The sequence below is a fragment of the Burkholderia seminalis genome (assembly GCF_001718535.1).
In the GTDB taxonomy this organism is placed as follows: domain Bacteria; phylum Pseudomonadota; class Gammaproteobacteria; order Burkholderiales; family Burkholderiaceae; genus Burkholderia; species Burkholderia seminalis.
In genome coordinates this window covers 937,230-950,939 of the sequence record NZ_CP013400.1, presented here as the reverse complement: position 1 = coordinate 950,939, position 13,710 = coordinate 937,230, and the positions used below count along the sequence as shown (strand labels likewise).

Sequence of the window (13,710 nt, the reverse complement as noted above, 5' to 3'; positions counted from 1 at the left end):
CGTCATCTACAGGACACGTAGTTTCCTAGCCTTAAACCCAGGAAAATCACCATGGCCCACAATCTCCACAAGACCCTCAAGGAATTCGACAGCGGTTCCGGCAAAGGCAAGTTCTACTCGCTGCCGCAACTCGGCAAGGAGCTGAAGACGAAGATCGAACGCCTGCCGGTGTCGATCCGTATCGTGCTCGAGTCCGTGCTGCGCAACTACGACGGCAAGAAGATCACCGAAGAGCACATCGAGCAGCTCGCGAACTGGAAGCCGACCGCGAAGCGCGTCGACGAGATTCCGTTCGTCGTGTCGCGCGTCGTGCTGCAGGACTTCACGGGCGTGCCGCTGCTCGCCGACATCGCGGCCATGCGCGGCGTCGCCGAGCGTACGGGCAAGAACCCGAAGAAGATCGAGCCGCTGGTCCCGGTCGATCTCGTCGTCGACCACTCGGTCCAGATCGACTACTTCCGCCAGAAGGACGCGCTCGACCTGAACATGAAACTGGAATTCCAGCGCAACAACGAGCGCTACCAGTTCATGAAGTGGGGCATGCAGGCATTCGACACGTTCAAGGTCGTGCCGCCGGGCGTGGGCATCGTCCACCAGGTGAACCTCGAATACCTCGCGCGCGGCGTCCACAAGAAGACGGACGGCGGCGACACCGTGTATTACCCGGACACGCTCGTCGGCACCGACAGCCACACGACGATGATCAACGGCATCGGCGTGGTCGGCTGGGGCGTGGGCGGCATCGAGGCGGAAGCCGGCATGCTCGGCCAGCCGGTGTACTTCCTGACGCCGGACGTCGTCGGCGTCGAGCTGAAGGGCCGGCTGCGCGAAGGCGTGACGGCCACCGACCTGGTGCTGACGATCACCGAAATGCTGCGCAAGGAGAAGGTCGTCGGCAAGTTCGTCGAGTTCTTCGGCGAAGGCACGAAGTCGCTGTCGCTGCCGGACCGCGCGACGATCGGCAACATGGCGCCGGAATACGGCGCGACGATGGGCTTCTTCCCGGTCGACGAAAAGACGATCGACTACTTCGAAGGCACGGGCCGCACGAAGGCCGAAATCGCCGCGTTCGAAAACTACTTCAAGGCGCAGAAGCTGTTCGGCATCCCGAAGGCCGGCGACATCGACTACACGAAGGTCGTGACGCTGGATCTGGCGACGGTCGCCCCGTCGCTGGCCGGCCCGAAGCGCCCGCAGGACCGCATCGAGATCGGCAACGTCAAGTCGACGTTCACCGACCTGTTCTCGAAGCCGGTCGCGGAAAACGGCTTCGCGAAGAAGGCGGACGACCTGGGCACGCAATACACGACGAGCAACGGCGTCGACGTGAAGAACGGCGACGTGCTGATCGCCGCGATCACGTCGTGCACGAACACGTCGAACCCGAGCGTCCTGCTGGCCGCCGGCCTGCTCGCGAAGAAGGCCGTCGAAGCCGGCCTCACGGTCGATCCGAAGATCAAGACCTCGCTCGCGCCGGGATCGCGCATCGTCACCGAGTACCTGACGAAGACGGGCCTGCTGCCCTACCTGTCGAAGCTCGGCTTCGAAGTCGCGGCCTACGGCTGCACGACCTGTATCGGCAATGCGGGCGACCTGACGCCGGAACTGAACGAAGCGATCACGAAGAACGACATCGTCGCGGCAGCCGTGCTGTCGGGCAACCGTAACTTCGAAGCGCGCATCCACCCGAACATCCGCGCGAACTTCCTCGCGTCGCCGCCGCTGGTCGTCGCGTACGCGATCGCCGGCAACATCACGCGCGACCTGATGACGGAACCGGTCGGCAAGGGCAAGGGCGGCCGCGACATCTATCTCGGCGACATCTGGCCGACGAGCGAGGAAATCCACGCGCTGCTCAAGTTCGCGCTCGACCCGAAGAAGTTCGAGGACAACTACTCGAAGCTGACCAAGAAGGGCGACCTCTGGAGCAAGATCGAGGGCGAATCGGGCCAGGTCTACGACTGGCCGAAGTCGACGTACATCGCCGAGCCGCCGTTCTTCGGCAACGACTTCTCGATGGAGCCGGCCGCGTCGATCCCGACGGTCAAGGGCGCGCGCGCGCTGGGCATCTTCGGTGACTCGGTCACGACCGACCACATCAGCCCGGCAGGCTCGATCAAGGAAGACTCGCCGGCAGGCAAGTGGCTGAAGGAAAACGGCGTGCAGAAGGCCGACTTCAACAGCTACGGCTCGCGCCGCGGCAACCACGACGTGATGATGCGCGGCACGTTCGCGAACGTCCGGATCAAGAACCTGATGATTCCGGCGAAGGCGGACGGCACGCGCGTCGAAGGCGGCCTGACGATCCACCAGCCGAGCGGCGAACAGCAGTCGATCTACGACGCGGCGATGCAGTACGTCGCCGCCGGCACGCCGACCGTCGTGTTCGCGGGCGAAGAGTACGGCACGGGCTCGTCGCGCGACTGGGCCGCGAAGGGCACGCAACTGCTCGGCGTGAAGGCCGTGATCGCACGCAGCTTCGAGCGGATCCACCGCTCGAACCTGGTCGGCATGGGCGTGCTGCCGCTGCAGTTCAAGGGCGCGGACAGCGTCCAGTCGCTCGGCATCACCGGTGAAGAGACGTACGACATCGAAGGCCTCGGCGACGACTTCAAGCCGCAGCAGGACGTCACGCTCGTGATCCACCGCAAGAACGGCGAAACGCAGCGCGTGCCGGTGCTGCTGCGCATCGATACGCCGATCGAAGTCGACTACTACAAGCACGGCGGGATCCTGCCGTTCGTGCTGCGCTCGCTGCTCGCCGCGTAAGCGCCCTGCCTTTGCAGGTGCCGCAGCCGCCTCGCGGCGGTTGCGGCCGATTTGGATGCCCGACCTCGTGTCGGGCTTTTTTTCGTTCATCGCGGCTTAATCGGCGTCCCGTCAATTGGCGGCGCCACATACGTGCCCGGCTGAACTGCGACGCAGGACGCCGTGTCACAATGGCTCCGCCATCGATCCCAACTGCGTCCCATGTTCCGTCCTGCCCTGCAATACGCAGCAGTACTTCTGTCCTTGATGACCGTCACGACGGCGCTGGCCGCCCCTCAGTACTTCCACAAGTACTTTGCGGGCCGGATCGGTGACCGCTATGCGTTCACGATGGATCTCAAGAATGCCGACGGGAAGTTGACGGGGAGCTATCGCTACGCCGGCAAGCACAACGCTATCGCGTTAAGCGGCAAGATCGATCCATCGGGCACTTTTGCGATGGACGAGATCGGGAGCGGCAGTCAACACACCGGCACCTTCACGGGCAGGGTGACGGGCAACACACTCGAAGGTACGTGGGTATCGGCCCGCGGAGACCGGCATTTGCCCGTCGATGCGCAACAGACCTCGGAAATCGTCATCGGCTCGAAGCGCGAAATTCTCACGCAGGCGATCGGCACGTATGTGCTCGATAGCGTCACCGGCTCCGGTGGGGCCAACGGCATGTGGGATTCATGGCGGGAGAAAGGCCGATGGAAATCGAATATATCGGCCATCGAGATGGCACGCCGCGAGTACTCGGACGTGCGCCTGACACATGAGGATCTGCACCGCCTCGACAGCATGACGATCACGGTGGATACGGCACTCGCTACGCGCCTGAGCGTCGATGGCAAGGCACTGCTGTCGATCCCGTACCGCGACGCGGGCATGCAGTACGACATCAACCAGTCCCACAACAGTATCGTGGAGGACGAGCTGAAAACGCTGTCGCCCGCCACGACGGTGCATGACGAACATCTCTACCTGCTCGTCCGCGATGCGATTGACTTCGTCCCGGCGATGTCGGGAAGCTTTCTGCCTGACGACCGCCTGGACATCGTGACCATCAGCTACGCGATCGTCGACAAAACCTTCGACGTCTACCTGCAGGACGGCAACTGCTGCGGCGGCACCCTGTTCACTTTCCGGCGCAAGGATCGATAGCGGCACCGCGCCGCGTCACACTGCATCGCCGCGTCGCGCCTTCGTGCCAGCGCCCGCCCGCGCGTTCTTCTTCAGATGCGCGCGGTTGTATTCGATCGCCGCGCGCACGAGGTTCTTCAGCGCCCGCTTGTCGACCCGGTCGCCTTCGAACAGATCGATCGCGCGTCGCGCATTGCCGTCGAGGCCGTCGTTGAACAGCTTGTCGGGATCGGGGAGCTGCGCGCCGTGCATGAAGGTCAGCTTCACCTTGCCCTTGTGCGCGTTCGCAACCGCGATCATCCCGTCGCATGACCAGACGGGGCTGCCCATCCATTTCCATTCCTCGACGATGCCCGCTTGCGCAGCGAGGATCGTCTGGCGCAGGTCGGCGAACGTCTTGCCGCGCCAGTCGGTGATACCGGCGATCAGCGCATCGATGCGCGCCGACGGTGTGAGGTCCGCGGTACTCATGCGCGGACCTCCGTGCCTTCGTCGGGGCCCGCCAGCACCTGCTCGAGCGACGCGAAGAACCGGACCCAGCCATGCTGCGCGCCGCGGTACGCCTGCTCCTGATCCGTGCGGAACCCGACCTGCTCCATGCGCAGGTGCGTGCCGGCCGGCGTCGGCGTGAGCGTCCACGTGACGACGCTTTCGAGGCCATGCGCGGCCCACGTATAGGACAGCGTGCGCGGCGGCTCGATCGTCAGGACCGTGCAGTCGACCGAGCCCCAGTCCGCCCGGAAGCTGAATGCGCGCCCCGCGACGGGCTCGAAGTCGCTCTTCATCAGCCACGCCTCGATCAGGTGCGGTTGCGTCAGCGCACGCCAGATCTTCTCCGGCGGATGAGGCAGTTCGCGGTCGACGACGACGGCGCGCGTTTCGGTAGTGGCTTGGTTCATTACTGATCCATCCTTTTGAGCAGATCTTCGAGGGCGTCGAACCGGCTCTGCCAGAAACCTGCCATCTGGCTCGTCCAGTCGATCAGCGGGGCCAGCGCCTGCGGCTGCGCGCTGTAGTGCGTCTGCCGGCCTTCGTGACGGTCGTTCACGAGCCCGGCCTGCTTCAGTACACCGAGGTGCTTCGACACGGCCGGCTGCGAGACGCCCGCATGGGCCGTCAGCGCGGCAACCGTCAGCTCGCCCTCCTCGCACAGCCGCTCGAAAAGCGCGCGGCGCGTCGGATCGGCAAGCGTCCTGAAAAGCATGTCGTGAGCGTTCTGCATGTCGTTCCAAAATCCATAACCCGTTGGTTATGGATTGAAGGATATCCGCTGATTGCAGCGCGTCAAGGCGGGATTTCGCGAGCTGTGTCGTTCGATCCTGCCGGTGCGGGCGGCCTGCCGCACCGGCTCGCGCCCGCCGCCAAATTCGAATAACCCCTCTAATCCACGATTGCGACACGCAATCCGAAAGGCGCCTGCAAGACTGCCCGTCAGGCTGTTCCACAGTTCGAGAAACGTTTGTGCATGGCCCGCCCCGTTCGTGTGCATCCGCGCATCGGTTCCTGACAGGCCGCTTCCATTGACCACATAGTGCGACTCGGCGCGCAGCGACGGACACGCAAACGACACGCATGCACGCGCCCGTCCACTCCGCGATCGCGCATGTTCCGAAGCGACGACGAACGACTCGTGCGTGCGAACGTCGCCCGTTGCCAGGCCATCGTGCGGCGAACCGGTTCCGTTCGCCGAGCCGGCCATCGGCCGCGCGCACGAGGCGGCGCGCGCGTGCGGCCGCCCCGATGTCAGAACTGACAGCTGTGGAAAATGGCAGCTACCCGAACGACACCGACGCCCTACGCTCGTCACCGCTCGCGGCCCCACAAGGGCCGGGGGTTCCAGTAACGTCGCTTCTCCTAAAAAGGACTCCCGATGAAAAGGAACACCTGGTTTGCCCTTCCCCTTCCGTCGCCCCGCCGCCTCGCGTGCGTGGCGCCGTTCGTGTTCGCCGCCGCCGCGGCGCACGCGACGACGGATTGGGTCGATACTCATACCAAGGCCTTTCTGACCGGCCCGCAGTTGATGGCCCGCAGTGCGGCGCCGTCGCTCGAACTGGCAGCCGGTGAAACGACCAACGTCGTCGTCAGCCTGAAGCTGCGCAATGCCGCGCAGCTCAAGCAACTGGCGCGCGACGTGAACCGGCCCGGCAGCGCGCATTACCGCCAGTACCTGACCCACGAGCAGTTCCTCGCCAACTACGCGCCGACCGATGCGCAGGTGAAGTCGGTGGTCGACTATCTGCACAAGAGCGGCTTCGTGAACGTCGAGGTTGCGCCGAACCGCCTGCTGGTCTCCGCCAGCGGCACGGCCGCCACGGTGAAGACGGCGTTCAACACGTCGCTCGTGCACTTCGAGTACGCCGGCCGCTCGGGCTTCGCCAATACGTCGACCGCGCAAGTGCCGCGGGCGCTCGGCGACATCGTCGGTTCGGTGCTCGGGCTGCAGAGCGTCGCGCGGGCGCGGCCGATGCTGCGCATCGGCAACGTCGCGAAGCCGCAGGCGCTCGCGGCCGGCACGGCGACGGGCCACTACCCGAAGGAATTCCCCGGCCTCTACAACGCCACCGGCGTGCCGACCGCGGCCGGCGTGACCGTCGGCATCATCACGATCGGCGGCGTGTCGCAGACGCTGCAGGACCTGAAGCAGTTCACGTCGAGCAACGGCTACGGCACGGTATCGACGCAGACCGTCAAGACCAACGGCTCCGGCGGCAGCTACACCGACGACCAGGACGGCCAGGGCGAATGGGACCTCGACAGCCAGTCGATCGTCGGCTCGGCCGGCGGCCAGGTCGGCAAGCTCGTGTTCTACATGGCGGACCTCAACGCCTCGGGCAACACGGGCCTCACGCAGGCGTTCAACCGCGCGGTATCGGACAACACCGCGAAGGTGATCAACGTGTCGCTGGGCTGGTGCGAAACCGATGCGAACGCGGACGGCACGATCGACGCCGAAGAGCAGATCTTCACGACGGCAGCCGCCCAGGGTCAGACGTTCTCGGTATCGTCGGGCGACGAAGGCGTGTACGAGTGCAACAACCGCGGCTATCCGGACGGCGCGAACTACACGGTGTCGTGGCCGGCTGCGTCGCCGCACGTGCTCGCGATCGGCGGCACGACGCTCTACACGACGTCGGCAGGCGCGTTCTCGAACGAGACCGTGTGGAACGAAGGGCTCGACGGCAACGGCAAGCTGTGGGCGACGGGCGGCGGCGTCAGCACGATCCTGCCCGCACCGTCGTGGCAGTCGGGCAGCAACCGCCAGCTGCCGGACGTCTCGTTCGACGCCGCGCAGAGCACCGGCGCGTACATCTACAACTACGGCCAGTTGCAGCAGATCGGCGGCACGAGCCTCGCCGCGCCGATCTTCACGGGCTTCTGGGCGCGCCTGCTCGCGGCGAACGGCACGGGCCTGGGCTTCCCGGCCGGCAACTTCTACGCGGACATCCCGTCGCACCCGTCGCTCGTGCGTTATGACGTCGTGTCGGGCAACAACGGCTATCAGGGGTATGGCTATACCGCCGGCACCGGCTGGGATCTGACCACCGGCTTCGGCAGCCTGAACATCGCGAACCTCAACCAGCTGATCAAGTCGGGCGGGTTCTGAGCGATGCATGAAGGCCGGTGCGCGGCGGCGTTTGCCGCGCGCCGGCTCGTTACTGTCCCGTACGCTGTTCCGCCGGCTGCGCCGGCACGCGTTCCGGCGCGGCCGGCACCCCCGCGCGATGCGACGGCGCAAACAACCGCAGCCCGCTCGCGACACTCGCCGCGCCGGCGAACCCCGCGCCAAGCATCAACGCCAGCGTCGGCCCGTGACGCCCCGCGATCCCGAACGACAGCGCCACCAGCGCCGCGCCCGTTGCCTGCCCGATCAGCCGCGCCGTCGCGATGATCCCGCTCGCGCCGCCGCTGCGCTCGGGCGGCGCGCTCGACATCAGCGCCTTCAGGTTCGGCGACTGGAAGAAGCCGAAGCCCGCGCCGCACAGCATCATCCGCCAGCCGATGTCGACGACGCTCGGCGACATCGGCAGCGCGGCGAGCGACACCATGCCCGCGCTCAGCAACGCGAGCCCGATCGCGCCGAGCAGGCCGGGCGGATAACGATCCGACAACCGGCCCGCGATCGGCGCGGCGAACGCGACGATCGCCGACCACGGTGTCATCAGGAAACCCGTCTCGACCGCGCTGCGATGCAGGACGGTTTCGAAATAGAACGGCAGCGACACGAATGCCAGCCCCTGCGCCGCGAACGCACACACGGCCGTCAGTGCGGACAGCGTGAACACGGGCCGGCGAAACAGGTCGACCGGCAGCATCGGCGCCGGGTGCCCGGCCTGGCGGCGGATCAGCAGCCAGCCGAACGCGAGCGCAACCGCGGCCGACGCGAACACGATCGAAAGCGGCCCGCGCTGCGCGAATTCGCCGAGCGCGAAGATCAGCGACGCGAACGTGATCACGTTGAACAATGCGGCGACCGGATCGAACGCATGCTTGCCGCGCGCCGTCTGCGGCAGCGACGGAACCGCCACGGCGAGCGCAATCACGCCGAGCGGCACGTTCACCGCGAACAGCCACGGCCACGCGGCGACCGACAGGATCAGCGACGCGATCGTCGGCCCCACCGCGAACGACACGCCGACGACGAGCGCGTTGAAGCCGACGCCGCGTCCGAGCCGGTGCGCGGGAAACAGGCCGCGGATCAGCGCGACGTTGACGCTCATGATCGCGCTCGCGCCGAAGCCCTGCACGATCCGCGCGGCCGTCAGCATCGGCAGCGTCGACGCGAGCGAACAGCCGAGCGAGGCGAGCGTGAACACCGCGAGCCCGGCGATGTACACGCGCTTGTGGCCGACGATGTCGCCGAGCGACGCGAACGGCAGCAGCGTCGCGACCATCGCGAGCTGGTACGCGTTGATGATCCATACGGAAGCGGCCGGCGACGCATGCAGGTCGGCGGCGATCGCGGGCAGCGCGGTGTTCGCGATCGCGGTGTCGAGCGTCGCGAGCGCGACGGCCAGCAGCACCGCGGACATCGCGCGCCAGTTGACGGCCGGCTCATGGGCGCCGGCGGGGGAAGCGAATTCGGACAAGATGAAGCTCGGCTGACGAGCGACGCACGGCGTCGCGGATTGAGCGGCGCGGCAACCAACGCGTGCTCCGTGCGCAGCAAACGGAACGCGCGGCACCGCGAACCGTATTGTTGCAGAGCCGCATCGAACGTGCAGGCAACCGCTTCGTCAGTCAGTCAAACGAAAGCTTCGGCGCACCAGGCCGGCTACGTGAGCCTCGTCGGGCACGCAACGCGCGGCGGCGCGCCGGCCGTTGCGTGCGGGCATCGTTACGACACCGCGCGCCGTGCATTGCGCCCGCGCAGCCATTCGAGCGCCAGCAGCAGGCTCGTCGAAAAGATGATCAGGATCGTTGCGAGCGCAGCGATCGTCGGGCTGATGTTCTCGCGGATACCGGTGAACATCTGGCGCGGCAGCGTCGTCTGGTCCGCGCCCGCGAGGAACAGCGTGACGACCACTTCGTCGAACGACGTCGCGAACGCGAACAGCGCGCCCGACATCACGCCCGGCGCGATCACCGGCAGCGTCACGCGGAAGAAGGTCGACACCGGATTCGCGCCGAGCGACAGGCTCGCGCGCACCAGGTTCTGGTTGAAGCCCTGCAGCGTCGCGGCGACCGTCGTCACGACGAACGGCACGCCGAGCGCCGCATGCGCGGCGATCAGGCCGGTGTACGTGTTCGCCAGCCCGAGCGGCGCGAAGAACAGGTACATGCCGACGCCGACGACGACCACCGGCACGATCATCGGCGACAGCAGCACGGCCATCAGCAATCCCTTGCCGCGGAAATCGGCCTTCGTGAGACCGATCGCCGCGAGCGTGCCGAGCACGGTCGCGACGACGGTGGCCGACGGCGCGACGATGAAGCTGTTCTTCGCGGCCATCCGCCACTCGTCCGATGCGATCAGGTTCTCGTACCAGCGTGTCGAGAAACCCGGAATCGGATAGACGAGGAACGTGCTCGACGAAAACGACAGCGGCACGATCGCGAGCACCGGCAGGATCAGGTACAGCAGCGTCAGCACGACGAGCACGCGCAGCGCGACGTACCACGTGCGCTCGACGAACGACATGTGCGGCGCGAACAGCGGCCTGGCGAGTTTCATGGTCCGAATCCCCTTCCCGTTTCGTAGTGCGCGGCGCTCAGCCGAGGCTCACGTTCGTGCGCGTGAAGCGCCCGTACACGGCGTACAGCACGAGTGTCGCCGCGAGCAGCAGCCCGCCGAGCGCGCACGCCATGCCCCAGTTGATCGTCACGTTCGTGAAGTACGCGACGTAGTAGCTGACCATCTGGTCGTTCGGCCCGCCGAGCAGCGCGGGCGTGATGTAGTAGCCGATCGCGAGGATGAACACGAGCAGCGCGCCCGCGCCGACGCCCGGATAGGTCTGCGGCACGTACACGCGCCAGAACGCGGCGAACGGATGGCTGCCGAGCGATACGGCCGCGCGCTGGTAAGTGGGCGGGATCGACTTCATCACGCTGTACAGCGGCAGGATCATGAACGGCAGCAGGATGTGCGTCATCGAGATGTACACGCCGACGCGGTTGAACAGCAGCGTCAGCGGATGCGAGATCAGCCCGCTGCCGATCAGCGCCTTGTTGATGAGCCCTTCGCTCTGCAGCAGCACGATCCACGCGGCGACGCGCACGAGCACCGAGGTCCAGAACGGAATCAGCACGAGGATCATCACGAGGTTCGCGCGCCGCTCCGACAGCGTCGAGATCCAGTACGCGAGCGGATAGCCGAGCAGCAGCGCGAACAGCGTGACGGCGATGCCGATCACGAACGTACGGCCGAAGATCGCGAGATAGATCGACTGGTCGGGATCGGCCTGCACGACGTGGCCGAAGCCGTCCTGCTTGTGGTCGAGCGCGGCGAGCAGGTAGAACGGCGACACCTGGCTGCCGTTCTTCGCGATCGCCTGCCAGTATGCGACGTCGCCCCAGCGCGAATCGAGGTCGACGAATTTCTCGCGGGTCTGCGCGGGCGTCAGCGCCGCGCCGTTGTCGCCCTTCAGCGGCATCGCGCGCGCCGTCTTCGCGACGAGCGAGCGATAGCCGGGAATCTCGGTGTTCAGGCGCCGCGCGAGCGCACCCATCGCCTCGCTGTCGGCCACCTTCGTCATGTCGGCCGCGAGCGCGACATACGCGGCGTCGGCCGGCGGCGCCTTGCGGTCCCAGCCCGACAGCGCGGCGACCGTATTCGGCAACGCGGTCGCGATCTCCGGGTTCTGCACCGCGCGCGTGAGCAGCGTGCCGATCGGCACGACGAAGATCAGCAGCAGGAAAATCGCGAGCGGCGCGACCAGCAACAGCGCCATCGTGCGCTTGCGGGCCTCGGCGGCCTTCAGCTCGCGCTTGAGCGCGGCGGTCGACGGCGAGGAAGGCGCGATCGTCATCGTATTCAACGGTTCTCTCCGGCCGGGCACGTTCCGGCGGAATGCCGCGCGACACGATCGACGCGTCGCGCGGCCGGTTGCATCAGGACACCTTTCAGGAAGCCTGACCGGTTACTTCGTCGCCCATGCCGCGAAGCGCTGCTCGAGCTCGTCGCTGTGGTCGGTCCAGAAACCGATGTCTTCCAGCACCGCGTTCTTGCCGTTGGCCGGCGAGTTCGGCAGGTTCGCGAGCGTCTTCGCGTCGAGCGACTTGATCGCCGCGACGTTCGCCGGGCCGTACGCGATGTGCTGCGCATAGGCCTGCTGCGGCTTCGGCGTCAGCGAGTACGCGATGTACTGCTCGGCGAGCGCCTTGTTCGGCGAGCCCTTCGGAATCGCCCAGTAGTCGAGGTCGTAGATGCTGCCGTTCCACACGACCTTCAGGTTCTTGCCTTCCTTCTGCGCGGCATCGATGCGGCCGTTGTACGCGGTCGACATCACGACGTCGCCGGCGACGAGGAACTGCGGCGGCTGCGCGCCGGCTTCCCACCACTGGATGTACGGCTTCAGCTCGTCGAGCTTCTTGAACGCGCGGTCCTGGCCGGCCTTCGTGCCGAGCACCTTGTACACGTCCTTCGTCGCGACGCCGTCGGCCATCAGCGCGAATTCGAGGTTGTAGCGGGCGCCCTTGCGCATCCCGCGCTTGCCGGGGAATTTCTTCACGTTCCAGAAATCGGCCCAGCCGGTCGGCGCCGACTTCAGCTTGTCCGCGTTGTACGACAGCGCGGTCGACCACACGAAGAAACCGACGCCGCACACCTGCGGCGCTTCCGGAATCAGATCGGATTTCTTCGCGATCTTCGACCAGTCGAGCTTCTCGTACAGGCCTTCGTCGCAGCCGCGGTTCAGGTCGCCCGATTCGACTTCGACCACGTCCCAGTTGACGTGCTTCGCCTCGACCATCGCCTTCACCTTCGCCTGCTCGCCGTTGTACTCGACGGCCGTGACCTTGTTGCCGGTCGCCTTCTCGAATGGCTGGTTGAACGCGACTTTCTGCGCGTCGCCGTTCGCGCCGCCGAAGTTGACGACCGTGAGTTCCGCAGCCGATGCCGATGCACCGACCGCGATCAGTGCCAGCGCGAGTGCCGTGCGGCGTGCAGTAAAGCTTGCTCGTTTCATGATGGTTCCTCTCCTCTCGTGGTGGAAATGGGCTTTGTTGTTGACGACGTGCTGCGGAAAAGCAGGGAAACCGGGATCACGCGAACACGCGCAGGTGTTCGGGCGAGAACGCGAGCGAGACCGGCGCGCCGGGCGAGAACGCGTCGAGCGCGCCCGTGCCCAGCGGCACCTTCACGAAGCATTCGTCCTGGCCCGGCAGCGCACAACGCATGCGCACGTGATCGCCGAAATAGATGAGGCTGCGCGCTTCGCCGCTCAGGCGGTTCGCGGCGGCGCCGTTGGCGTGGCCGCTGGCCGCGAGGCTCATGCGTTCGGGGCGGATGCACGCGACGGCCGACGCGCCCTCGGCGGCTTCGCCGATATGGCGGCCGACGAGCTTCGTGCCGTCGTCGAGCCGGAATTCGCAGAATTCGCCGTCGACGCGTGCGATGGTGCCGCGCAGCCGGTTGCTGTCGCCGATGAAGTTCGCGACGAATTCGTTGCACGGCGATTCGTACAGGCGGTCCACGGTGTCGAGCTGCTGCACGATGCCCTTGTCGAACACGGCGACGCGGTCGGACATCGTCAGCGCCTCGCCCTGGTCGTGCGTCACGTACACGAAGGTCACGCCGAGCTTTTCGTGCAGCGCTTTCAGTTCGTACTGCATGTGTTCGCGCAGCTGCTTGTCGAGTGCGCCGAGCGGCTCGTCCATCAGCACCAGCTTCGGCTCGAACACGAGCGCGCGCGCCAGCGCAATGCGCTGCTGCTGGCCGCCCGACAACTGCGCCGGATAGCGTTTCGCGAAGCGCTCCATCTGCACCATCTTCAGCGCGTGCGCGACGCGCTCCGCGCGTTCGCCGGCCGGCAGCTTGCGCACGGTCAGCGGATACGCGACGTTCTGCTCGACCGTCAGGTGCGGGAACAGCGCGTAGTTCTGGAACACCATGCCGATGTTGCGCTTGTGCGGCGGCACGTTGTTCAGCAACTCGCCGTCGAGGCGGATCTCGCCGCCGGTCGGGAATTCGAAGCCGGCCAGCATCATCAGGCAGGTGGTCTTACCCGAACCCGACGGCCCGAGCAGCGTCAGGAATTCCCCTCGGTGGATGTCGAGGTCGAGCGATTTGACGACCAGCGTTTCCCCGTCGTAGGTCTTCCGCACGCCGCGAAAGCTGACGATCACATCATCGGACTTCATCGTGGCTGTCCCCTTGCT

Annotated in this window: 11 protein-coding genes; 3 read left to right on the top strand and 8 right to left on the bottom strand. The window is 66.3% G+C overall.

Annotated features, from left to right (window positions below; translation table 11 throughout):
• Positions 1–51 precede the first annotated feature (51 nt).
• On the top strand, positions 52–2,769 hold the full coding sequence (gene acnA, locus WJ12_RS25065; RefSeq protein ID WP_034185788.1) for an aconitate hydratase AcnA: 2,718 nt from the start codon (positions 52–54) through the stop codon (positions 2,767–2,769).
• Positions 2,770–3,015: 246 nt separating this feature from the next.
• Entirely contained in the window at positions 3,016–3,915 is a 900-nt protein-coding gene (locus tag WJ12_RS25060) for a hypothetical protein (protein ID WP_226103892.1), read from the top strand.
• Between the two features lie 15 nt (positions 3,916–3,930).
• On the opposite strand, the gene WJ12_RS25055 is transcribed toward WJ12_RS25060, so the two are convergent.
• The 3 genes from WJ12_RS25055 to WJ12_RS25045 are packed head-to-tail and all read right to left on the bottom strand — an operon-like array spanning position 3,931 to position 5,116.
• Entirely contained in the window at positions 3,931–4,365 is a 435-nt protein-coding gene (locus WJ12_RS25055; protein WP_034185786.1) for a DUF1801 domain-containing protein, read from the bottom strand.
• Positions 4,362–4,793: an SRPBCC family protein gene (locus tag WJ12_RS25050; RefSeq protein WP_034185785.1), complete on the bottom strand. Its 432-nt coding sequence runs from the start codon at positions 4,791–4,793 to the stop codon at positions 4,362–4,364. Before WJ12_RS25050 ends, WJ12_RS25055 begins: the two co-directional genes overlap by 4 nt.
• Positions 4,793–5,116: an ArsR/SmtB family transcription factor gene (locus WJ12_RS25045; protein WP_034185784.1), complete on the bottom strand. Its 324-nt coding sequence runs from the start codon at positions 5,114–5,116 to the stop codon at positions 4,793–4,795. Before WJ12_RS25045 ends, WJ12_RS25050 begins: the two co-directional genes overlap by 1 nt.
• A 648-nt stretch (positions 5,117–5,764) precedes the next feature.
• On the opposite strand from WJ12_RS25045, the gene WJ12_RS25040 reads away from it, so the two are divergent.
• A complete protein-coding gene (locus WJ12_RS25040) occupies positions 5,765–7,498 on the top strand; it encodes a S53 family peptidase (RefSeq protein ID WP_034185783.1) in 1,734 nt (577 codons plus the stop codon).
• A 49-nt stretch (positions 7,499–7,547) separates the two neighbouring features.
• On the opposite strand, the gene WJ12_RS25035 is transcribed toward WJ12_RS25040, so the two are convergent.
• The 5 genes from WJ12_RS25035 to WJ12_RS25015 all read right to left on the bottom strand — a co-directional run bounded on the left by WJ12_RS25035 (position 7,548) and on the right by WJ12_RS25015 (position 13,692).
• Entirely contained in the window at positions 7,548–8,981 is a 1,434-nt protein-coding gene (locus WJ12_RS25035) for an MFS transporter (RefSeq protein ID WP_034185782.1), read from the bottom strand.
• A 248-nt stretch (positions 8,982–9,229) separates the two neighbouring features.
• Entirely contained in the window at positions 9,230–10,066 is an 837-nt protein-coding gene (locus tag WJ12_RS25030; protein ID WP_059558365.1) for an ABC transporter permease, read from the bottom strand.
• A 37-nt stretch (positions 10,067–10,103) separates the two neighbouring features.
• A complete protein-coding gene (locus WJ12_RS25025) occupies positions 10,104–11,360 on the bottom strand; it encodes an ABC transporter permease (RefSeq protein ID WP_034185979.1) in 1,257 nt (418 codons plus the stop codon).
• A 111-nt stretch (positions 11,361–11,471) separates the two neighbouring features.
• The gene (locus WJ12_RS25020) at positions 11,472–12,518 is read right to left on the bottom strand and encodes an ABC transporter substrate-binding protein (protein WP_034185780.1); all 1,047 of its coding nucleotides are present in this window, start codon (positions 12,516–12,518) and stop codon (positions 11,472–11,474) included.
• A gap of 76 nt (positions 12,519–12,594) precedes the next feature.
• Positions 12,595–13,692: an ABC transporter ATP-binding protein gene (locus WJ12_RS25015; RefSeq protein WP_034185779.1), complete on the bottom strand. Its 1,098-nt coding sequence runs from the start codon at positions 13,690–13,692 to the stop codon at positions 12,595–12,597.
• Positions 13,693–13,710: the final 18 nt, after the last annotated feature.

Coding starts and splice junctions, on each gene's coding strand:
- acnA (WP_034185788.1), top strand. CDS start 52: ATGGCCCACAATCTCCACAAGACCCTCAAGGAATTCGACAGCGGTTCC.
- WJ12_RS25060 (WP_226103892.1), top strand. CDS start 3,016: ATGACCGTCACGACGGCGCTGGCCGCCCCTCAGTACTTCCACAAGTAC.
- WJ12_RS25055 (WP_034185786.1), bottom strand. CDS start 4,365: ATGAGTACCGCGGACCTCACACCGTCGGCGCGCATCGATGCGCTGATC.
- WJ12_RS25050 (WP_034185785.1), bottom strand. CDS start 4,793: ATGAACCAAGCCACTACCGAAACGCGCGCCGTCGTCGTCGACCGCGAA.
- WJ12_RS25045 (WP_034185784.1), bottom strand. CDS start 5,116: ATGCAGAACGCTCACGACATGCTTTTCAGGACGCTTGCCGATCCGACG.
- WJ12_RS25040 (WP_034185783.1), top strand. CDS start 5,765: ATGAAAAGGAACACCTGGTTTGCCCTTCCCCTTCCGTCGCCCCGCCGC.
- WJ12_RS25030 (WP_059558365.1), bottom strand. CDS start 10,066: ATGAAACTCGCCAGGCCGCTGTTCGCGCCGCACATGTCGTTCGTCGAG.
- WJ12_RS25025 (WP_034185979.1), bottom strand. CDS start 11,360: ATGACGATCGCGCCTTCCTCGCCGTCGACCGCCGCGCTCAAGCGCGAG.
- WJ12_RS25020 (WP_034185780.1), bottom strand. CDS start 12,518: ATGAAACGAGCAAGCTTTACTGCACGCCGCACGGCACTCGCGCTGGCA.
- WJ12_RS25015 (WP_034185779.1), bottom strand. CDS start 13,692: ATGAAGTCCGATGATGTGATCGTCAGCTTTCGCGGCGTGCGGAAGACC.